The following is a 21,125-nucleotide window of genomic DNA, read 5'->3' as shown; positions in this document are numbered from 1 at the left end:
GATGACCTGGTCGATCGTTGCACGAGAGCCGGAAACCGGAAATCTTGCCATCGCCGTCGCCACCCGCTTCTTTGCCGTCGGCAGCATCGTGCCGCATATTCGCGGCGGCATCGGTGCGGTTGCGACGCAGGCCTTTGCCAGCCCGCTTTACGGCATCGACGGACTTGCGATGCTGGCATCCGGTCATGCGCCGAGCCAGATCCAGGAAACGCTGAGCGCCCGTGACAAAGGCCGCGAGCAGCGGCAGTTTCACCTGATCGACAGCAAAGGCAACAATGCCGCCTTTACCGGCGCCAAGTGCATCGATTGGGCGGGGCATCTGATCGATGACAATGTGTCGGTCGCCGGCAACATGCTGGCCGGCCCGCAGGTGATTTCTGCAACGCTTGCGACCTTCAAGAAGACTGTCGGCAAACCGCTCGCAGAGCGGCTGCTCGAAGCCATGCGGGCGGGCGAAGATGCAGGCGGCGATAAGCGTGGCAAGCAATCGGCAGCACTCGTCATCCACCGCGACCAGGATTACGCCTGGCTGAACATCCGTGTCGACGATAGTGCCGATCCGCTTGCCGAACTGGAGCGGCTTTATGCCGTCGCTCAGGAGCGTTATCTTCATGTCGCCGAGACCATGCCGACGCGGCAGAACCCCAGCGGCATGATCGACCGCCGCGAGATCGACGAGAAGATTGCCGCGCTTGAGGCCAAAAGGGTGGCCGAAGGCCGACCCTCGGCTTCCCATGCGACGGTGGCAGCTCCGTCGTGAGCAACCTCACTTGAAGTCTGACCGATGGTAAAATCATAAAAGGGAACTCCATGCCGACCATTGCAGCTCGAACGACCAACCCAGGCACCCAGCCTGTTCTTTCCGTCTCCAATCTGACCACGTCATTTCTCGTCGATAGCGAGTGGCGCAAGGTCGTGAAGGACATTTCCTTCGATGTCATGCCGGGTGAAACGGTTGCAATCGTCGGCGAAAGCGGTTCCGGCAAGAGCGTGACCTCGCTCTCGATCATGCGGCTGCTCGCCAGGGCCAGCAGCCGCATCGAGGGTGAAGTCAGGCTCAACGGCCGCGATCTCCTGACATTGCCGGAGGCGGAGATGCGCAAGGTGCGCGGCAAGGATGTCGCGATGATCTTCCAGGAGCCGATGACGTCTCTCAATCCGATCTTCACCATCGGCCGGCAGATTTCCGAGGCGCTGACCTGCCACGGCAATATTTCCAAGACTGACGCGAAGGCGGAAACGATCCGCCTCCTGGAAAAGGTGCGCATCCCCAACGCGTCCTCGCGCTTCGACGAATATCCGCACCAGTTTTCCGGCGGCATGCGCCAGCGCGTGATGATCGCCATGGCACTTGCCAGCCGGCCGAAACTGCTGATCGCCGACGAGCCGACGACCGCGCTCGACGTAACGATCCAAGGCCAGATTCTCGATCTCATCAAAGTACTGCAGGAAGAGGAAGGCATGTCCGTCCTCTTCATCACCCACGATATGGGCGTCGTCGCCGAGATATCCGACCGCACCATCGTCATGTATCGCGGCGAGGCGGTGGAAACGGGCAAGACCGACGATATCTTCCATCGCGGCCAGCATCCCTATACCCGAGCCCTGCTGTCAGCCGTGCCGCGGCTCGGTTCGATGAAGAACCAGCCGCAACCGCTGCGCTTCCCGGTCGTTGACGCAAGCACTGGCGAGCGTAGCGAGCCAAAGGCGCTCACGGATACCGTCGATCACCGCAAGACGCCGGTGCTCGAGGTGAAGAACCTCGTCACCCGCTTCGATCTTCGCGGTGGCCTGCTTGCCCGTCCCACTGGCGCTATCCACGCCGTCGAAAATGTCTCCTTTGATCTCGCTCAGGGGGAAACCCTGTCGCTGGTCGGAGAATCCGGCTGCGGCAAGTCGACGACGGGGCGCTCTATCATGCGCCTCATCACGCCGAAATCCGGCGAAGTTCGGCTCGACGGCTATGATGTGATGAAGCTGGGCGCGCTCGATCTGCGCCGGATGCGACGCAGTATCCAGATGATCTTCCAGGACCCGTTCGCAAGTCTCAATCCGCGCATGACGATCGGCGCTGCCGTTGCCGAACCCTTCATCGAGCATCGCCTGGGCACGCGCGCCGAAGCCCGCGAAAAGGCCGCCGATCTTCTGGAACGTGTCGGGCTGAAAGCCGACATGATGAGCCGCTATCCGCACGAATTCTCAGGCGGCCAGCGCCAGCGCATCTGCATCGCCCGCGCACTCGCCCTCGATCCGAAAGTGATCGTCGCGGACGAAAGCGTCTCGGCGCTGGACGTGTCGATCAAGGCGCAGGTCTGCAATCTGCTGATGGATCTGCAGCAGAGCCTCAATCTCTCCTATCTCTTCATCTCGCACGACATGGCCGTGGTCGAGCGCGTCAGCCACCGGGTCGCAGTCATGTATCTCGGCGAGATCGTCGAAATCGGCCCTCGTGCATCCGTGTTTGAAAATCCGCAGCATCCCTACACGAGGAAGCTGATGGCGGCAGTCCCGGTGCCAGATCCGTCCCGACGCGGCATCCGGCGCAACCTCGCCGTCGACGAGTTGAAGAGCCCGGTGCGCCCGGTCGGATATCAGCCACCCGCGCGACACTACCGCGAAGTCTCGCAGGGCCATCTGGTTCGAATGGAAGAGGCCGCCTGAGGCGCATTCTGACCTTGACGCCACCAAATTCCGGGCAAATATCGGCATCCTGTTTTCCATCTCATCTGGAGTGAATGATATGACCGATAACGTGCTCGATATTCCGGTAAAGAAGATCGACGGCAGCGATACGACGCTTGCCGACTATCGCGGCAAGGTCATCATGGTCGTCAATGTCGCGTCCAAATGCGGCCTGACGGTGCAGTATGAAGGGCTGGAAAAGCTCTATGAGGAAAAGCGGGACGAAGGTCTTGTCATCGCCGGCTTTCCGGCCAACGATTTCAAGGGCCAGGAGCCGGGTAGCGATAAAGAGATTCTGGAGTTCTGCACGCTGACCTACGATGTGCAGTTTCCCATGTTTTCCAAGATCGCCGTGACAGGTGAAAACCGCCATCCGCTTTATGACAGCCTGATCGCCTCCGGCGTCAAGACGGTCGGAGACGGACCGATGCGCGAACGGCTCGCCAAACATGGCCTAGAGACCGGGCAGAACGGGGGCATCGTCTGGAATTTCGAAAAGTTCCTGATCGGTCGCGACGGCGACGTTGTTGCCCGCTTTGCGCCTGATGTAACTGCGGACGATCCGCGCCTGCTCTCCGTTCTGGAAAAAGAACTGGCTCGCGCTGGCTGAAGTCCGCGGCAAATCGGATAAAAGCCGAATTAATTCAGAATAATAAGGTATATTTTTGCAAGCAGGGCGAGTATTACTTCGACCTGCTATGTCGTTGCTTACGACTACGCTCAGGAGTATTTTCAGGTCTTCGAATGTATTCGAAGAAACGCCACATCAATCTGGGAGGAAGATGTCATGCGTGAACCTGATATGCAGAAACTTGATGCCCTGGTCGGACGCCTGGTCGGCGATCTCGGTGCGGCGGTCTCCGGTGTGCTGGTCACGCTTGGAGACCATCTGGGCCTCTTCAGGGCCATGGCGGATGGAACGCCGATGACGTCAGCAGAATTGGCAGACAAAGTCGGCGTGAAAGAGCGCTACGTGCGCGAGTGGCTGTCGGCTCAAGCTGCCGCCGACTATGTCAGCTATGACGATGAGACCGAGCGCTTCTACCTGACGCCGGAACAGGCCATGGTATTTGCCGAGGAAAACAGCCCCGCCTTCTTCACTGGCGCCTTCGATGTCGTCCAATCCATGTGGCTCGACGAGCCGAAGATCGCCAATGCTTTCAAGACCGGCAACGGTTTTGGCTGGCATGAGCACAGCGCCTGCCTGTTCCGCGGCACGGAGCGCTTTTTCCGGCCAGGCTACAACAGCCATCTCATTGCGGAATGGATACCAGCGCTGAACGGCATGCATGAAAAGCTTCAAGCCGGCGCTGCGGTTGCCGATGTCGGCTGCGGCCACGGTGCTTCGACCATCCTGATGGCGCAGGCCTATCCGAACTCGACCTTCTTCGGCTTCGACTATCACCTGCCATCGATCGAGCGGGCACGAGCTGCCGCGAAACAGGCGGGCGTCGATGGACGCATCACGTTCGAGCAGGCAAGCGCCAAGGATTTCCCGGCTGCCGGTTATGATCTTGTCGCCATGTTCGATTGCCTGCATGACATGGGCGATCCGGTCGGTGCCGGTAAACACGTCAAGGAAAGCCTTGCCGACGACGGCACCTGGATGATCGTCGAACCCTTTGCGCATGACTGCCTGAAGGATAACCTCAATCCGGTCGGCCGTGTCTTCTATGGCGCATCGACGATGATCTGCACACCGGCCTCCCTGTCGCAGGAAGTCGGACTGGGTTTAGGAGCGCAAGCCGGCGAATTGAAGCTGCGCAAGGTTGCCATGGATGCGGGCTATTCGCATTTCCGCAAGGCGACCGAAACGCCGTTCAACATGGTCTTCGAAGTCAGGCCATGACCGACAGAGGAAGACGCCGGGCCGCATCAAGCCCGGCGTCTTCGTGTGATTAGGCCTTCACGACGCTCGCCTGATAGATTTCGTCGATGGTTTTCGCGAGGCTGGCGTCGAATTCAGCATCGCTCATCGTCACGCGCAGATCCTCGGTCAAAGCTCGGGAGAAGCTGGCGATCATTCCATGATTGTGACTGAGCTTTTCGCAGGCATCCGCACGGCTGTAGCCGCCGGAAAGCGCCACCACGCGCGCCACGGCTTTGTGATCGACGAGAGGCTTGTAGAAATCCGGAACAGTCGGGATCGTCAGCTTGAGCATGACCTTCTGGCCGGCCGGCACTGCGTCGAGCTTCTGCGCGATCTCGTCCCGCAGAATAGCCTCGGCCTCCTGCTTGGTCGGGCTCTTGATGGAGACTTCCGGTTCAATGATCGGCACGAGACCATGGCCGAGGATCTGGTGTCCAATCTCGAACTGCTGCTTGACCACTGCGGCGATGCCTGTCTTGTCGGCGTTGGCAATGACCGAACGCATCTTGGTGCCGAAGATTCCCTTCTTCACCGCACGGGCGAGCAGAGCGTCGAGATCCGGCATCGGCTTCATCACCTGTGCGCCGTTCTCCTCGGCAGCCAGACCCTTGTCGACCTTGAGGAATGGGACGACACCGCGATCGGCCCAGAGATAAGTGGGAACCGGCTTGCCTTGCGCCTCCCCATCCATGGTCTTCTCGAAAAGAATGGCGCCAATCACCTTATCTCCGGAAAATGAGGGAGCCGTCATGATGCGCACGCGCATTTCATGCATCAGGCGGAACATTTCCTCATCGCCATTATAGTCGGAATCGGCGATCCCATAGAGACGCAGAGCGCCCGGGGTCGAGCCTCCGCTTTGATCGAGGGCAGCGATGAAGCCACCCTTGCCGGACATCTGTGACATCATCTTTTCGTCAGCCATACTATTCTCCCTTATTGCGTAACGCCGTGCGGCGCATACGGACTTTCTGGACCGGACAAGCCTTTTGGCATCTCCGGCCGGTTGCAAATATCGACCCCGGCGAACGCTTTCGCCCGTGATCCGGCCATGCAAGCGACCAATATCTGAGAAACCTAACGGAATTCCGATGGTTATCCAGTCGAAATGCACAGCATTTTCGAGAAATCAATGACCGTGAACTGCTGAGTTTTGGGTGTGACAGCTCACCAAAACGGCTCTTTCCGCGCCAACTCGCCGAATAAACCGATTAAGGCGGCTATTACTGGAACATCGCGCGCCGGGAACCGGTCGAGCAATATTTTAACTTCAGCTTTTCACCATCCGTGTGATTGAGCCGGTTTTGAGCTGGTTGGCTTTTGGTTGGGGTTTTGCAGCCCGTTTTCCGGCGCAAAAAGGGGAAAGGGCAAACTGCATGGCATTAGCGATTCCGCTCAACTCTCCTCGCGCCTTCATGTAGCGCGAGGCGCCCTCGATCAGCGAGGCGACGACGATATTCATCTCACGCTGACGTCAGAAGGGTAACACGATGCCAATGGCGTAGGTCTTGCTGGTGCGAAGATTGATGCCGCCGAGATTGGGGCGATAACCGAGCTCGCTAGTGACGCGCTGACCTACTTCGCGACACAAGCCGCGTCCTACCGCCAATCCCTGCACCTTCGACAAATCATTCCGCTGCGCCATGTCGACGCGAGAATGCCCGCAGGCGGGTAACGATCAAGCGCAGGCTGCGATCAAAGTCGACGAGGGGTGCGTGTTTGGGCTGTCGATCTGATGTGGTCGCATGACATCTGGACACAACCTTAAGCATAGATATTCAGCCGGCATTCAGAAAGGCAATCTTAAGGTGCATACCGTCAGCCATTCCATTATTAGGGGAAACTCATGGACAAATATACCAAAACTGTTTTGACAATCATCGCCGTCGCGCTCGCGGCAATCGCCATCCAAAACACAATTACGCCGGCGCAAGCCGTCGGTGGCGGCTGCGGTACGGAGACCTACCGGCCCTGCTATGTAAAGCTGGTGAATTAACGCAACCATCGCTGCCCGTGGGATACCGCGGGCAGCTTTTATCCCAGCCGATTATGAATCAGCACCTTTTCGCGCAATCTGAATGGCTGTGCGGGCACCGTTGCGCAGTTGAGCCGTTTCCGTGCCGGCGATGACCAGATCCAGGCCGAGCTTCAGATATTCTCCGGCACGGGCACCATCGCCGCCAAAGGCACAAATCACCTTGCCATGGGCGCGGCACCGCGCGAGTGCGGTCGCAAGCGCCTGATCGATCGCGGCGCTATCAGGCGCAAGGCGCGCACCATTCGAAAGCGCGATCGAAAGATCGGATGGGCCCACAAAGATGCCGTCGATGCCGTCAACGGCCAGGATCTCGTCGATGGCGTCGAGCGCCATGCGAGTTTCGACCATTGCAATCGTGACGGTCAGGCTGTTGGCGCTCTGCAGATAATCTTCAGCCGGCAGGCCGAAATGATTGAGGGCCAGCGACGGCCCCCAGCTGCGCTCGCCGAGCGGCGGATACTTTGTCGCCTGCACCAAGGCGCGCGCATCATCGGCGGAGTTGATCATCGGTGCGATGATGGCAGAGGCACCGGCATCGAGAAGCCGCGAGGCGGAGGCGAAATCGCCGACGGGAATACGCGCAATCGCCGGCTTGCCCGCCAAGCGCACATGGGCGATGCCGTTGGCGGCGGACTCCATGTTCCACATGCCGTGCTGCATATCGAGTACGATGGTATCGAAGTCTTCCTGCGCCAGATGATTGACGAGCATCGGATCGGGTATGCCGACCCAGCCGGAGACCATGCCGCCATTCTCGCGGCGTTTCAGGCGTCCGGCAAATCCGTTCATGTCAGTCGTCATCGTTTTTCCTCACCTATCAACAGCAGGGCTCTGTCTTTTTTGCCAGCATCGACCGCCAAATCACGGCGAGCCGTTGCAAGCGACAATACTCAATTCCCATTGCCGAGCCACTCGAAAGTGCGTAGGCGACGGACACAAATCGACAAACCACGGCTCCGACCGTGGTCGGCCGCCGTGCAGGAAGATGATTTCAAATCTGCCAGACGACCATGACAAATTTGCTGCTATCTGGATCGGTTAGCCGAGTCCACAAGGCGACCAAGGCATGATTTAAGACGAGCGATACCGCCAGGCAGAAGGCATCGCCCGATCATAGGATTTCGGCGGCTCCTTACCGCTCAACGCCCGGCAAAGCGCTGCTTCGCAAAATCCGTGACAGGCGTGTAAAGGCTGATGAGCGTTCCCTCGGGATCGCGAATTTGCCCTGCCCGGTTTCCCCACGGCATCAGCTTCGGTTCGTGCACGACCTCCACCTTGTCCTTCAACCTTGCGAATTCGGCATCGACATCGTCGACCTGGAATTCGATAACAAGCGAGCGGTTGGCACCGGGCTCAGCACTGCCCTCGCGAAACAGGGCGACAGTCTCGGCACTTCCGATCGCGAGTGTTGCCGCGGGGGTGACGATCTCGGCAAAGACGGGCGCCAGCCACTCCGCAGCCTGACCGGTGACCATCTCATAAAACCCAACCATCTTCTTGATGTCGGCAACGATCAGACGTGTGGATGCCAGTTTCATCGCATACTCCTCCAAAATGCCCGCCAACTCTGTTGTTGGCGGCTCGAAGGCTCTTGTTGCATAAGGCTGTTGCCACCATACTGGCAGCAGGAGTCAGCAGGAATGCGTCGCGCCGACCGTTTGTTTCAGATTATACAGATATTGCGCCGGTCGAGCCGTCCGGTAACGGCTGCCGCGCTGGCGGATGAACTCGAAGTCTCCAAGCGCACGGTCTATCGCGACGTTGCCGATCTGATGAGCCAGCGGGTTCCGATCGAAGGTGAGGCAGGCTTCGGATATCTTTTGTCGCCCGGTTACGAAATGCCGCCGCTGATGCTGACGCCCGAGGAGATCGAGGCCGTCGTCCTCGGGGCGCAATGGGTTGCAGGTCGTGCCGACAAGGCCCTTGCCAATGCCGCACGCGACGTGGTTGCCAAGATCACCGCGATCGTGCCCGAGCATCTGCGTCCCTTCATCCTTGAGCCGAGCGTCGGCGCCAAACCGCTTCTTCAGCGAGGCCAAGAGGAAAACATCGACCTGCCGATGTTGCGGGCGGCAATCCGCGAAGGACGAAAACTTCGGCTGTGCTATCGGTCCGATGCGGGTGCGGAAAGCACAAGGATCGTTTGGCCCGTCATCCTCGGCTATTCCGATACGAGCCGCATTCTGGTGGCATGGTGCGAGCTGCGCCAGGGCTTCCGGCATTTCCGCACGGAACGGATTATCGAGGCCGACATGCTGAATGACGGTTATGGCTTACGCCCAGGCGAGCTTCGCCGCCGCTGGTCCGCCTGGCGAGAGGCGGAACTCCAGCAAACTCAACGGAAAGGGTGATTATCGGGGCGCTGAGGTCATCGGTCGCCTGCACCCGATAATCTCAGATGATCCCGCCGCCACCGGCAACGGAAACCGGACGCTCGGCGGCCACCTTGCGGCGATAGCCGCTCGCCCTGTAGGTCGCGACCGGATCGATCGCGCCGCCCGCACGGCGGCGAGCTTCGGCGAGGATCGGCTCGACATCGGCGCGATAGGCGCGCTTCAGCGTTTCCGATGCCATCAGCGCGTCGTTCGCATCCTGATAGTCGCCGAGTGTATTGCGATCGACGATCAGCGCCTGGGCGTACGCACGGCGGATTTCGTTGGCGCTGGAAATCAGGCTTTCGATCGGGTCGGTGACGTTATGCGACTGGTCGATCATATGCGCCGGATTGAAGTCGTTGACTCCGCGCCGTTCGGCATCAACCAACTCGTTGAAGACGAGGAAGAGGCGGTAGGGCTCAATGGCGCCGGCATCGAGATCGTCGTCGCCATACTTGGAATCATTGAAGTGGAAACCGCCGAGCTTGCCGAACTGGATAAGGCGCGCGACGATCATCTCGATATTGGTATTCGGTGCGTGATGGCCGAGATCGACAAGGCACTGCGCCTTGGGGCCGAGTGTCTGCGCGATCAGATAGTTGGTGCCCCAATCCTGAACGACGGTCGAATAGAAGGCCGGCTCGTACATCTTGTGCTCGGAAAACAGCCGCCAGTCATCCGGAAGCGCTTTATAGATCTCGGCCATGGCAGCGAGATAGCGCTCGAATGCCTTGGTGAAATTGGTCTGACCGGGGAAGTTCGAGCCGTCGCCGATCCATACGGTCAGCGCCTTCGAGCCAATGGCCTTGCCGATTTCGATGCACTCGATGTTGTGCTCGACGGCCTGCGCGCGGGTTGCCGCATCGACATGGCTCAGCGAACCGAATTTGTAGGAATGCGCCTGGCTGGGTGCATCGGAGAAGGTGTTGGAGTTCATGGCGTCGAAGCCGAGGCCGAGTGCATCGCCTTTCGCCTTCAGTTCGCGCGGGTCGGCCTTATCCCAGGGGATATGCAGCGAAACCCTTGGAGTTGCCCGCGTCAGCTGCTGGATGACGGCGCAATCATCGAGCTTGTCGAAGATGCCGCGCGGTTCGCCGGTGCCGGGGAAGCGGGCAAAGCGCGTGCCGCCAGTGCCAACGCCCCAGGACGGAACCGCAACGAAGAATTCTGAAACCTTTTTAGTGACGGCTTCGATATCGATGCCGCGCCGGCCAAGCGTGGCTCCGAGCGCCTCATAATCGGATTTCAGCGCGGCGGCGCGCTTGTCGTTTTCTGCAGCAACCAGATCGGGCGCAATCCTGTGTTCGGCCATTCTTTCCTCCCAAACGATGAAGGCCCGTGCCGGCAAAGGTAGCCGCGGCGCGGGCCGTTTGATATCAGCGCGTGAAGCTCTGCGCGTTGCCGGCGTCGACGTTGATGATATTGCCTGTTGATTTGGCGGAAAGATCCGACGCCAGGAAATAGATCGCTTCAGCAATGTCCTCCGGGAACACATTGAGCTTCAGCATCGAGCGCTTGCGGTAATGTTCCTCCAGCTCGTCCACCTCGATCTTCGAGGAGGCGGCGCGCTGCTCGCGCCATTCACCGTTCCAGATCTTCGAGCCGCGCAGGACGGCATCGGGATTGACCGTATTCACGCGGATGCCGGCTTCAGCACCCTCAAGAGCCAGGCAGCGGGCTAGATGGATTTCGGCGGCTTTGGCCGTGCAATAGGCGGCGGCATTCGGCGATGAGGCCAGACCGTTCTTCGACGCGACGAAGACGACATTGCCGCCGAGATTCTGGCGGCGGAACAGCCGGAAGGCTTCGCGCGAGACGAGGAAATAGCCGGTCGCGAGAATATCGATATTGCGGTTCCACATCGAAAGCTCGGTGCTTTCGATCGGTGCTGACGATGCGATCCCTGCATTCGATACCAGAATGTCGACGCCGCCGAATTCGACACAGGCCTCGGCAAAGGCGGCAATGACGGCATCTTCCTTCGTCACGTCAAGCTTGACGCTGCGGACCGCATCCGCACCATATCGCTTGGCGAAATCCGCCTGGGTGCCCTCAAGTGCCGCCTGGTCGATGTCAGCCAGAACCACGCAAGCACCCTCGCCCACCAAGCGTGCCGCCGTCGCACGACCAATGCCACCGGCGCCGCCGGTGACGAAAGCAACGCGACCGGCAAGGCTCTTCGGCTTCGGCATACGCTGAAGCTTCGCCTCCTCCAGCAGCCAGTATTCGATATCGAAGGCTTCCTGCTCCGGTAGGCCCTGATATTCGCAGACGGTGGAGGCGCCGCGCATGACGTTGATGGCGTTGACATAGAACTCGCCGGCAATACGGGCGGTCGCCTTGTCGCGGGCAAAGGATAGCATGCCGACGCCGGGTACGAGGAAGATCACCGGGTTCGGATCGCGCATCGCAGGCGAATTGTCGTGCTTGCAATCGTTATAATAGCGCGCGTAATCGGCGCGGTAATCTTCCAGCGCTTTATCAAGACCGGCGATCACGGCATCGACATCGGGCTTAGCCGGATCGAAATCGACGATCAACGGGCGGATCTTGGTGCGCAGGAAGTGATCCGGGCAGCTGGTGCCGAGCGCGCCGAGCGGGCGAAGGCTCTTCGAATTGACGAATTCGAGCACGGCATCCTGATCGTCGAAATCGCCGAGCTTGCGCTCGGCTTTGCCGATGCGGCCGCGGATCTCAGGCATCAGCCGGGCAGCGATGGCACGACGCTGTGCCTGCGGCAGGCTCTGGGTGACGGCACCGCCAAAAATGGCCTTGCCTTCGGTCTTGGCGGCGAACCATTCGATTGCCTTGTTAATGATGGCAAGCGTCAGCTCATAGCATTCCTTGGCATCATTGGCCCAGGTGAACAGGCCATGGCTTTCGAGCACGACGCCCTTGGCATTCGGATGCGCCTTGACGAAGGCTTCGAGATCGAGGCCGAGCTGGAAACCAGGCCGACGCCAGGGGAGCCAGCCGATATCGTCGCCGAAGATCTCGCGTGTCAGCTCGCGCGAGTTCTTCGAGGCGGCGATGGCGATGATGGCATCGGGATGCATGTGATCGACATGGGTGAAGGGCACGAAACCATGGAGCGGCGTATCGATCGAAGCGGCGCGGGCATTCAGATTAAAGGTGCAATGCGGCAGGAAGCCGACCATGCGGTCCTCGTCGGCAACGCCCTGATAGATATTCTTCAAACTATCGAGCTTGTCCTGATAAAGCGTCGCGAAGCCATCGAGCTTGATGGTGCCGACATCGCCACCAGAGCCCTTGACCCAGAGCACCTTGACCTTTTCGCCGGAGAGCGGATCGGTTTCCATGACTTTGGCCGACGTGTTGCCGCCGCCGTAGTTGGTGATACGCTTGTCGGCCCCGAGCAGATTCGACCGATAAAGCAGCTTGCCCGGCTCATCCAAGCCTGCCGCATACGTATCATCCCAACGGTTCTTCAGAAGCTGAACGCCAGCCGCCATGTCATCCTCCCTTGAAATCAAGTCTTTCGGGCGGACCGGATCATGATAGCGCCACCCTTTGTGAGGAGGGTATCGCTCACGTATAGTCACCTTGTCAATCGAAAACGATCAAATTCGATAATGTTGCGATGCAATATGAAAGTTTCTGATCGATTATGATTGACACAATGTCATATTTGCGAAATAACCGCCGACAAGGAGGAGCCAATGCACGAACGCGAACGCCATCGCATTATTCTGAGCGCGGTACAGGAAAAGTCTGTCGTGACGATTCAGGATATTTCCGAGCTGACCGAGGCTTCGGAAGCGACGATACGCCGTGACATCGCTGCCCTGCACGTCCAGGGAAAGATCAGGCGCGTGCGCGGCGGCGCAGAATCGATCCATCCCCCACAGCTCGGCAATCTGGCAGCGCGACCCTTCCGTGTATCCGAGGCCGTCAATATCGATAGGAAACGCGCAATTGCGCGCAAGGCCGCCGAACTCTGCAATCCCGGCGATGCCATCATCATCAATGGCGGCACGACCACATTCCAGCTGGTGCACTATATCTCTGCCTTCCGGCTGCAAGTGATGACCAACTCCTTCGCCATCGCCGAACATCTGGTCAAACATTCGAAGAACACCGTGACGGTGCCGGGCGGCGCGATCTATCGCGAGCAGAGCCTGATCCTCTCGCCCTTCGACAACGACACGATCCGAAATTTCTATGCGCGGCGCATGTTCGTTGGTGCACAGGGCGTAGGCCCGCTCGGCATCATGGAAGCCGACGCGCTGGTCATCCAGAGCGAGCAGAAGCTGATGCGCCAGGCCGACGAGCTTGTCGTTATGGTGGATTCGAGCAAGTTCCGCCAGCGCTCCAGCCTGATCCTTTGTCCGCTCGAACAGGTCTCAACCATCATTACCGATGACGGCGTGACCTCCGAAACCGTGCGCATGATCGAGGATGCGGGTATTTCGCTCATTATTGCAAATGTTTCGGCCCAGGCCGAGGAGGAGGATTCCCCGTCGGTCGCGTGAGACGCGCGGCCGAAATGGGGTGAGCATGCCTATTAACTTTGGGAGGAAGTGACATGAATATAGCAAAGAAACTGGCAATCGGCGTCGCGCTCGCCGCGACACTGATGGCCGGCGCGGCAAGTGCAAAGGACGTCAAGATCGGTCTCGTAGTGAAGTCGCTGGGCAACGGCTTCTTCGAGGCCGCCAACAAGGGCGCCCAGGAAGCAGCCAAGGATCTCGGCGGCGTGCAGGTAATCTACACCGGCCCGACTTCGACCACGGCCGAAGGCCAGATCGAAGTGATCAACTCGCTGATCGCACAGGGTGTCGACGCCATCGCGATTTCCGCAAACGATCCGGATGCAGTCGTCCCTGCGCTTAAGAAGGCGACGCAGCGCGGCATCAAGGTCATCTCCTGGGATTCCGGCGTCGCAAAGGCCGGCCGCATCCTGCAGCTGAACCCCTCGTCCAACGAGCTGATCGGCAAGATGTGCCTGACGCTCGCCCAGGATCATCTCGACGGCGGCAAGGGCGACTTCGCCATCCTGTCGGCAACGACTACCTCGACCAACCAGAATATCTGGATCGGCGAGATGAAGAAGCAGCTCAAGGACTTCCCGGGCCTCAATCTGGTGACAACAGTCTATGGCGACGACCTCTCGGACAAGAGCTATCGTGAAGCCCAGGGCCTCCTGACCTCGCATCCGGAAGTCAAGGTCATCGTCGCCCCGACGACCGTCGGCGTGCTTGCCGCTTCGCAGGCCGTCAAGGACGCCGGCAAGATCGGTAAGGTCTATGTGACCGGTCTCGGCCTGCCATCCGAAATGGCCGGCGCCATCAAGTCCGGCGCGACGAAGGAATTCGCGATCTGGAATCCGATCGATCTCGGCTATTCCGCAACGCAGATCGCCTATCGCCTCGTCAAGGGCGAGACCGACGGCAAGCCGGGCAGCGAGATCAATGCCGGCCGCATGGGCAAGATCAAGGTTGGCGAAAACGGCGAAGCCGCCATGGCCGATCCGTTCGTCTACAACGCCTCGAACATCGATCAGTTCTCCAAGGTTTTCTGATCGAAAATCGAACTCGCAGCACTCCGGCGGCATCAGCCGCCGGACCTGGTTTCACTGATCCGGTACATTGCTGATGACCACAGTCCTTCAACGCTCCATCGCGGACATATCAACCGCGAACAATCAGGCCATTCTGGAAATGCGCGGCATTTCCCAGATCTTCCCCGGCGTGAAAGCGCTGGATGGCGTCAGCATTTCGCTTTACCCCGGCAAGGTCACTGCGCTGATCGGTGAGAACGGCGCCGGTAAATCGACGCTCGTTAAAATCCTAACAGGTATCTATCGCCCGAACGAAGGCGAGATCCTTGTCGACGGCAAACCAACGGCTTTCGCCAGTGCGCAGGCGGCCATCGATGCCGGCGTCACGGCCATTCATCAGGAAACGGTGCTCTTCGACGAGCTGACTGTTGCCGAAAACATCTTTCTCGGTCATGCGCCGCGCACATCCTGGCGCACCATCGATTGGAAGAGGATGAACAGCCGATCGAAAGAACTTCTCCAATCGCTGGAAAGCGCCATCGATCCCACGACCCGATTGAAAGATCTCTCCATCGCGCAGCGCCATCTTGTGGCGATTGCCCGCGCTTTGTCGATCGAGGCTCGCATCGTCATCATGGACGAGCCGACTGCCGCCCTTTCGCGCAAGGAGATCGATGATCTCTTTCGCATCGTTGAGGGATTGAAGGCAAAGGGCAAGGCGATCCTGTTCATCAGCCACAAGTTCGATGAACTCTATGAAATCGCCGACAATTTCGTCGTCTTCCGCGACGGTCGCGCCGTCGGTCATGGCGAACTGAAGTCGACGCCGCAGGACGAGATCGTGCGCATGATGGTCGGGCGCGACGTCAAGGACGCCTTTCCGAAAGTACCCGTCACCATCGGCAACACTGTCCTCGAGGTTGACAAATACTGTCACCGCACGGAATTCCGCGACATTTCCTTCAAGCTACGGCGCGGCGAAATTCTCGGCATCTATGGGCTGATCGGCGCCGGACGATCCGAGCTTTGCCAATCGCTCTTCGGCATTACCAAGCCGCTTTCCGGACGCCTGACGCTCGATGGCCGCGAAATCCAGGTCCGCTCGCCGCAAGACGCCATTGCCGCCGGCATCGTCTATGTGCCGGAAGAACGCGGCCGCCACGGCCTGGCGCTGCCGATGCCGATCTATCAGAACATGTCGCTCCCGTCGCTCGGACGCATCTCCCGCAAAGGGTTCCTGAAGGCGGCCAATGAGTTCGCTCTCGCCCGTAAATATGCCGAAAGGCTCGAGCTGCGCGCCGCCGCCCTATCCGTGCCTGTGGGAACGCTCTCCGGCGGAAACCAGCAGAAGGTGGTCATCGGCAAGTGGCTGGCGACACAACCGAAGATCATCATTCTCGACGAACCCACCAAGGGGATCGATATCGGCTCGAAGGCCGCCGTCCATGGCTTCATCAGCGAGCTGGCGGCCGAGGGCCTCAGCATCATCATGATCTCCTCCGAACTGCCCGAGATTCTCGGCATGTCGGATCGTGTGCTGGTCATGAAAGAGGGCCTGTCCGCAGGCCTGTTCGAGCGCGAGGGGCTGACGCCGGAAACTTTGGTGCGCGCCGCCACGGGAAATGCATAGGGAGAGCCGGATGCCACGCATCCTCAAAAAGCGCGAAACACTGCTCGCCATCATCATCGCAGTGATGATCGCCGGCTTCGCAACGCGTGCGGCCGGCTTTGCCGAGCCCGCCAATCTCGCCAATATCTTCAACGACACCTCGATCCTCATCATTCTGGCTCTTGCCCAGATGACGGTCATTCTGACCAAATCGATCGATCTGTCCGTTGCCGCCAATCTGGCGCTGACAGGCATGGCGGTTGCGATGCTGAACGCGGCCTATCCCGATATTCCGCTGATCGCCCTCGTTATTACGGCAATCCTGATGGGCGCGGTTCTCGGTGCCATCAACGGTTATCTCGTCTGGGCGCTCGAAATCCCGCCGATCGTTGTCACGCTCGGCACCCTGACGATCTATCGCGGCATGGCCTTCGTGCTGTCTGGCGGCGCCTGGGTCAATGCCCATCAATTCACGCCGATCTTTTTGAACGTGCCGCGCACGCCGCTTCTCGGCCTGCCGGTGCTCGCCTGGATCGGCATCGCCATCGTGCTGATGATGTATCTGGTGCTGCGTTATACCCAGTTCGGCCGTTCGGCTTATGCGAGCGGTGGCAATCCGGTTGCAGCCGTCTATGCCGGTATTGATGTCGGCTGGACGCGCTTCCTCGCCTTTGTTCTGTCGGGTGCGCTCGCCGGTCTCAGCGGCTATCTCTGGGTCTCGCGCTATGCGGTGGCCTATGTCGATATCGCCAATGGGTTCGAGCTCGATAGCGTCGCGGCCTGCGTCATCGGTGGCATTTCGATTGCCGGCGGCGTCGGTTCGGTCGCTGGCGCAGTGCTCGGCGCCCTCTTCCTCGGCGTCATCAAGAACGCACTTCCAGTCATCGGCATCTCGCCATTCACGCAGATGGCGATCTCAGGCACCGTCATCATCCTTGCCGTCGTCTTCAACGCCCGGCGCGAACGCAACCGCGGCCGCATCATCCTGCGCGATCAGGCCGCAAAGGACACCGCCAGCCAGGGAGCACATGCATGAGCAACGGTTCGCAAGCGGCAACGGCGGAAAAGCGCGCCATTCCGGATCGCCTCGGCACGCCCTTCAAGCGCATCTTGGCGAGCTGGGAAACGCTGCTTTTTGGCGTCGCGGTCGCGATCTTCATCTTCAATTCGCTGGCCTCGCCCTATTTCCTGGATCCCTTCAACCTTTCGGACGCCACCTTCAACTTTACCGAAAAGGCGATGATCGCCTTTGCCATGGCACTGCTCGTCATCGCTGGCGAAATCGACCTCTCGGTCGCAGCCATCATCGCGCTCGCTTCGACCGCGATGGGCGCCGCCGCACAACTGGGCGTCGATACGCCCGGCCTCGTTGCCATCGGTATCGGCGTCGGTCTCGTCTGCGGCATCTTCAACGGCTTTTTGGTTTCTGTACTGAAGCTGCCGTCGATCGTCGTCACCATCGGCACGATGAGCCTGTTTCGCGGCATTTCCTATATCGTTCTCGGCGACCAGGCCTATGGCAACTATCCGGATAGTTTCGCCTATTTTGGCCAGGGCTATGTCGTCTGGGTCTTCTCGTTCGAATTCGTACTCTTCATCGTGCTTGCGATCGCCTTCGCGATCCTGCTGCATGCGACGAATTTCGGCCGTCAGGTCTATACGATCGGCAACAATGATTTTGCCGCGCGCTTCTCCGGCATTCCGGTGGAGCGGGTCAAATTCATCCTGTTCCTGCTGACCGGCGTCATGAGCGGCATCGCCGCCGTCTGCCTCACCTCGCGCCTTGGCTCGACGCGTCCGTCGATCGCGCTTGGCTGGGAGTTGGAAGTGGTCACCATGGTCGTGCTCGGCGGCGTGTCGATCCTCGGCGGCTCCGGCACGATCGGCGGTGTCGTCATCGCCGCCTTCGTCATGGGCTTGGTCACTTTCGGCCTCGGCCTGCTCAACGTGCCGGGCATCGTCATGTCGATTTTCATCGGCCTCCTCCTCATCATCACCATCGCGCTGCCGATCGTCGCCCGCCGCATCAGGACCATGAGCTCCAAATGACCGCTGCTCTCGAACGCCACGCCTTCAAGATGACGCTCAATCCCGGCATGGAAGCAGAATACCGGAAGCGGCATGATGAAATCTGGCCCGAGCTGGTGGATCTGCTGCGTCAGGCCGGCGTCAGCGATTATTCTATCCATCTCGATCGCGACACGAACACGCTTTTCGGCGTGTTGACGCGGCCGAAGGATCATTCGATGGCAAGCCTGCCCGAGCATCCCGTCATGAAGAAATGGTGGGCGCACATGGCCGATATCATGGCGACCAATCCCGATAATTCGCCCATTCAGAGCGATCTCGTCACGGTCTTCCATCTGCCATGAACACCGAGACAGCCTACCGCCACATCGCCGTCATCGACATCGGCAAGACCAACGCCAAGGTGGTGGTGCTCGATGCTGGCACAGGCAGCGAGATCGCTGTCGTCAGAACCGCAAACGGCGTCCTGAAGTCGGGTCCTTATCCGCATTACGATATTGAAGGCCTATGGGATTTCATCATTACGGCTCTCAAAGGTTTTGCCCGCACGCCAGGATTCGATGCCATTTCGATCACGACGCATGGCGCATGTGTGGCCATGCTAGCGGACGATGGCAGCCTCGCCATGCCGGTTCTCGACTATGAGCACGGCTATCCGCAAGCCATGCAGAATGCCTACAGCCAGTTGCGCCCCAAGTTTGCTGAGACGTTTTCGCCCGGATTGTCGGTTGGCCTCAATGTCGGCGCCCAAATCCACTATCTGAAAAGCACCTTTCCGGCCGATTTCGCCCGTGTCGCGACGATCCTGACCTATCCGCAATATTGGGCGTTTCGCCTAACCGGCGTTGCCGCCAACGAAGTGACGTCGCTTGGCTGCCATACCGATCTCTGGAACCCGACGACGCAAAGCTATTCGTCTCTCGTCGACGCGCTTGGCATTCGCGGGCTGATGGCGCCGGTCCGTTCGGCTTTCGACGCGCTCGGACCGGTCCTGCCGGCACTCGCTGCGGCGGTGGGTCTCACGAAACCGGTGCCGGTTTATTGCGGCATCCATGATTCCAACGCCTCGCTTCTGCCCCATCTGGTGGAAAACGACCCCCCCTTTGCCGTCGTCTCGACGGGAACCTGGGTCATCAGTTTCGGCGTTGGCGGAGATCTGGAGCATCTCGATCCCAGGCGCGATGCGCTTGCCAATGTCGATGCCTTTGGCCGCACCGTGCCATCAGCCCGCTTCATGGGTGGCCGCGAATTCGAGATTCTGGCTGCCGAAATCGGCACGGCATCAGCCGATGCGGTCGAAGCCGCTATCGAGGCGGTAATCGAGAAGGGCCTCATGCTGCTGCCCAACGTCGTTGAAGGATCGGGTCCCTTTCCCGGCCGGAGGCGGCGCTGGATAGCGGATCATGCCGCGAGCAATGCCGAGCGCCTTGCCGCCGTCAGCCTCTATCTCGCGCTGATGACGGAAGCCTGTCTCGACCTGATCGGCGCCAAGGGGCCGATCTTCGTTGAGGGTCCCTTCGCGCTCAATCGCGCCTATCTTATCGCCCTCTCTGCCTTGACGAGCACCGATGTCATCGCACTCGCGGGCTCGACAGGCACCAGCCAGGGTGCCGCCTTGCTGGCGGGAATTCGTCCACCTTCTGCCACGGAAAATGTGCCGATCCGCGCGGATTTGCGGGGATTGCGGAACTATAGGCAAGCTTGGCAGCGCGCCTTAGAAGACTAGAGCAGCTCCGCGTTTCAAAGGATCACCAGACGACGCCATTCGTTCGCTCTCAAGCAGTGCCGACCCTGTCGAGTTCCCCCGCAGCGATCTCCGCCCTTTGGATTGCAGCCGGAACGTCCTCGTCGAGGCCGTCTTCGACCAGCCACGCAGCCGAGAGTCCTGCCCAGGCAACAATCCATTGCAGCAGGCGGAAGCGATCCAGCCCTGCCGCCTCCGAGACGACATTGAGCTGGCGCCCAAGGCGGCCCGGAGCTGTCGCGACTGCATTATCGGGGTTGCAGAAGAGGTTCGCGTAATCAAAACCGCGCTCGCCGACCAGCCCCTTGGGATCGATAGCAAGCCAGCCTCGCCCCGCAAAATCCAGAATATTGCCGTGATGAATATCGCCATGCAGGGCTACCACATCGCGGGGTTGCGACAGCAGTTTGCGGGCGATAACTGCGGACTGGATGAAGATACCACCTTCGCAGTGAGCCATCGCTTCGAGCGAACGAAACCGGTGGACAAGCGGGATCAATTGCGGCAATGCGCCCCCGCGAGAGGCATGAAGCCCAGCGACGGCCTTGCAGATGATCCGGCTTGCCTCGTCGTCCTCGCCATTCCTTGCCATCTCGGCAAGTGAGCGGCTGCCTGTCGCCCGTTCGAGCAGGATAGCATGGTCCTGGTGTTCGAGAACGCGCGCAGCACCAATGCCATTCCACCAGACCATGAGCTCGGCACCCGATTTCTCCTCCGGCGCGTCCGCGATCTTCAGCATCGCTGGCTCGCCGTCACGGCGCACGGGGAAAAGCCGGCTGGAATGCGTCACGATCGGATCGCCATCGGGGATCAGCCGCCAGGTGTCAAAATAGACCTTTGAATCGTCATTCTCGTTCACGCTATGCTGATCTCCCTGGCCCGAGCCGCGCCATGACAGGCGCCGCGACTTATGTGGATCCGCGGCATGAAGATTTCCATTTTCAGATCCACCTCGCCTTGCCACTCTATCACCTAGGTCCTGTCGGCAGGCAGGCAACAACCATCCCTCGTCAAAATTTTCGAAAAAACGCTAAAATTGTCTTCGGGACGGTTATTTTCTTGCGGAATCGTCCCAATATTCCTACACAAAATACCCTTATGAGCGCGTTCGAGATCAAAAAATGTCCGAAAGCGCCCATCGGCTTCGATATCAGCTCTGTCTTCTCCAAAAGAACGCCTTACGGCAGTTTGCGCGTCGAGACAGGCGATTCCGGGCGGGTTCAAAGGGCGCTGCCGCGCCTATCCAAGGAGAGCTAAC

21 protein-coding genes are annotated in these 21,125 nt (G+C 59.6%); 14 read left to right on the top strand and 7 right to left on the bottom strand.

Annotated elements, in window-relative coordinates:
• Position 1 precedes the first annotated feature (1 nt).
• From AC13RE_RS21605 to AC13RE_RS21590, 4 genes are all read left to right on the top strand, one after another.
• Positions 2 to 760, top strand: a complete 759-nt coding sequence (locus tag AC13RE_RS21605) for a DUF1028 domain-containing protein (protein ID WP_488564444.1) — start codon at positions 2 to 4, stop codon at positions 758 to 760.
• 50 nt (positions 761 to 810) lie between these two features.
• Entirely contained in the window at positions 811 to 2,661 is a 1,851-nt protein-coding gene (locus tag AC13RE_RS21600) for an ABC transporter ATP-binding protein (protein ID WP_488564443.1), read from the top strand.
• Between the two features lie 79 nt (positions 2,662 to 2,740).
• A complete protein-coding gene (locus AC13RE_RS21595; protein ID WP_488564442.1) occupies positions 2,741 to 3,292 on the top strand; it encodes a glutathione peroxidase in 552 nt (183 codons plus the stop codon).
• Between the two features lie 177 nt (positions 3,293 to 3,469).
• On the top strand, positions 3,470 to 4,531 hold the full coding sequence (locus AC13RE_RS21590; protein ID WP_488564441.1) for a class I SAM-dependent methyltransferase: 1,062 nt from the start codon (positions 3,470 to 3,472) through the stop codon (positions 4,529 to 4,531).
• 49 nt (positions 4,532 to 4,580) lie between these two features.
• On the opposite strand, the gene AC13RE_RS21585 is transcribed toward AC13RE_RS21590, so the two are convergent.
• Together AC13RE_RS21585 and AC13RE_RS21580 are read right to left on the bottom strand one after the other, a co-directional pair.
• Positions 4,581 to 5,477, bottom strand: coding sequence for a fructose bisphosphate aldolase (locus tag AC13RE_RS21585; RefSeq protein WP_488564440.1), 897 nt, complete (start codon positions 5,475 to 5,477; stop codon positions 4,581 to 4,583).
• 345 nt (positions 5,478 to 5,822) lie between these two features.
• Positions 5,823 to 6,014 carry a hypothetical protein gene (locus tag AC13RE_RS21580; RefSeq protein WP_132717893.1) on the bottom strand — a complete coding sequence of 64 codons (192 nt, stop codon included), beginning with the start codon at positions 6,012 to 6,014 and terminating at the stop codon, positions 5,823 to 5,825.
• A 384-nt stretch (positions 6,015 to 6,398) separates the two neighbouring features.
• Between AC13RE_RS21580 and AC13RE_RS21575 the strand changes: the two genes are divergently transcribed.
• Positions 6,399 to 6,548, top strand: a complete 150-nt coding sequence (locus AC13RE_RS21575) for a hypothetical protein (RefSeq protein ID WP_015342612.1) — start codon at positions 6,399 to 6,401, stop codon at positions 6,546 to 6,548.
• A 51-nt stretch (positions 6,549 to 6,599) separates the two neighbouring features.
• On the opposite strand, the gene AC13RE_RS21570 is transcribed toward AC13RE_RS21575, so the two are convergent.
• Both AC13RE_RS21570 and AC13RE_RS21565 read right to left on the bottom strand, forming a co-directional pair.
• Positions 6,600 to 7,391 (bottom strand): HpcH/HpaI aldolase family protein, encoded by a 792-nt coding sequence (locus AC13RE_RS21570; protein ID WP_488564439.1) that lies wholly within the window; start codon positions 7,389 to 7,391, stop codon positions 6,600 to 6,602.
• Positions 7,392 to 7,729: 338 nt separating this feature from the next.
• Entirely contained in the window at positions 7,730 to 8,128 is a 399-nt protein-coding gene (locus tag AC13RE_RS21565) for a VOC family protein (protein WP_488564438.1), read from the bottom strand.
• A 102-nt stretch (positions 8,129 to 8,230) separates the two neighbouring features.
• On the opposite strand from AC13RE_RS21565, the gene AC13RE_RS21560 reads away from it, so the two are divergent.
• Entirely contained in the window at positions 8,231 to 8,941 is a 711-nt protein-coding gene (locus AC13RE_RS21560; RefSeq protein ID WP_488564437.1) for a helix-turn-helix transcriptional regulator, read from the top strand.
• Between the two features lie 43 nt (positions 8,942 to 8,984).
• Here the strand turns inward: AC13RE_RS21560 and rhaI are convergent, their stop codons facing one another.
• Both rhaI and AC13RE_RS21550 read right to left on the bottom strand, forming a co-directional pair.
• A complete protein-coding gene (gene rhaI / locus AC13RE_RS21555) occupies positions 8,985 to 10,277 on the bottom strand; it encodes an L-rhamnose catabolism isomerase (protein ID WP_488564436.1) in 1,293 nt (430 codons plus the stop codon).
• Positions 10,278 to 10,341: 64 nt separating this feature from the next.
• On the bottom strand, positions 10,342 to 12,438 hold the full coding sequence (locus AC13RE_RS21550) for a bifunctional rhamnulose-1-phosphate aldolase/short-chain dehydrogenase (RefSeq protein WP_488564435.1): 2,097 nt from the start codon (positions 12,436 to 12,438) through the stop codon (positions 10,342 to 10,344).
• A 207-nt stretch (positions 12,439 to 12,645) separates the two neighbouring features.
• Here AC13RE_RS21550 and AC13RE_RS21545 point away from each other — a divergent pair, with 207 nt between their 5' ends.
• The 7 genes from AC13RE_RS21545 to AC13RE_RS21515 all read left to right on the top strand — a co-directional run bounded on the left by AC13RE_RS21545 (position 12,646) and on the right by AC13RE_RS21515 (position 19,849).
• The gene (locus AC13RE_RS21545) at positions 12,646 to 13,458 is read left to right on the top strand and encodes a DeoR/GlpR family DNA-binding transcription regulator (protein WP_132717887.1); all 813 of its coding nucleotides are present in this window, start codon (positions 12,646 to 12,648) and stop codon (positions 13,456 to 13,458) included.
• A 53-nt stretch (positions 13,459 to 13,511) separates the two neighbouring features.
• Complete coding sequence (gene rhaS / locus AC13RE_RS21540) at positions 13,512 to 14,507, top strand: rhamnose ABC transporter substrate-binding protein (protein ID WP_488564434.1); 996 nt, start codon at positions 13,512 to 13,514, stop codon at positions 14,505 to 14,507.
• 73 nt (positions 14,508 to 14,580) lie between these two features.
• Complete coding sequence (locus tag AC13RE_RS21535; RefSeq protein ID WP_488564433.1) at positions 14,581 to 16,116, top strand: sugar ABC transporter ATP-binding protein; 1,536 nt, start codon at positions 14,581 to 14,583, stop codon at positions 16,114 to 16,116.
• 10 nt (positions 16,117 to 16,126) lie between these two features.
• Positions 16,127 to 17,131 (top strand): ABC transporter permease, encoded by a 1,005-nt coding sequence (locus tag AC13RE_RS21530; protein WP_132717885.1) that lies wholly within the window; start codon positions 16,127 to 16,129, stop codon positions 17,129 to 17,131.
• A complete protein-coding gene (locus tag AC13RE_RS21525) occupies positions 17,128 to 18,144 on the top strand; it encodes an ABC transporter permease (RefSeq protein ID WP_488564432.1) in 1,017 nt (338 codons plus the stop codon). The genes AC13RE_RS21530 and AC13RE_RS21525 overlap by 4 nt, the downstream gene beginning before the upstream one ends.
• Positions 18,141 to 18,467, top strand: a complete 327-nt coding sequence (gene rhaM, locus AC13RE_RS21520; protein WP_132717883.1) for an L-rhamnose mutarotase — start codon at positions 18,141 to 18,143, stop codon at positions 18,465 to 18,467. Before AC13RE_RS21525 ends, rhaM begins: the two co-directional genes overlap by 4 nt.
• On the top strand, positions 18,464 to 19,849 hold the full coding sequence (locus AC13RE_RS21515) for an FGGY-family carbohydrate kinase (protein WP_488564431.1): 1,386 nt from the start codon (positions 18,464 to 18,466) through the stop codon (positions 19,847 to 19,849). Before rhaM ends, AC13RE_RS21515 begins: the two co-directional genes overlap by 4 nt.
• A gap of 49 nt (positions 19,850 to 19,898) precedes the next feature.
• On the opposite strand, the gene AC13RE_RS21510 is transcribed toward AC13RE_RS21515, so the two are convergent.
• Positions 19,899 to 20,726 (bottom strand): aminoglycoside phosphotransferase family protein, encoded by an 828-nt coding sequence (locus tag AC13RE_RS21510; RefSeq protein ID WP_488564430.1) that lies wholly within the window; start codon positions 20,724 to 20,726, stop codon positions 19,899 to 19,901.
• A gap of 32 nt (positions 20,727 to 20,758) precedes the next feature.
• Here AC13RE_RS21510 and AC13RE_RS21505 point away from each other — a divergent pair, with 32 nt between their 5' ends.
• Positions 20,759 to 21,124: a hypothetical protein gene (locus tag AC13RE_RS21505; protein ID WP_488564429.1), complete on the top strand. Its 366-nt coding sequence runs from the start codon at positions 20,759 to 20,761 to the stop codon at positions 21,122 to 21,124.
• Position 21,125: the final 1 nt, after the last annotated feature.

The sequence above is a fragment of the Martinezella sp. CNPSo 3959 genome (assembly GCF_057784355.1).
This window is presented reverse-complemented; position numbering and strand designations above follow the sequence as displayed.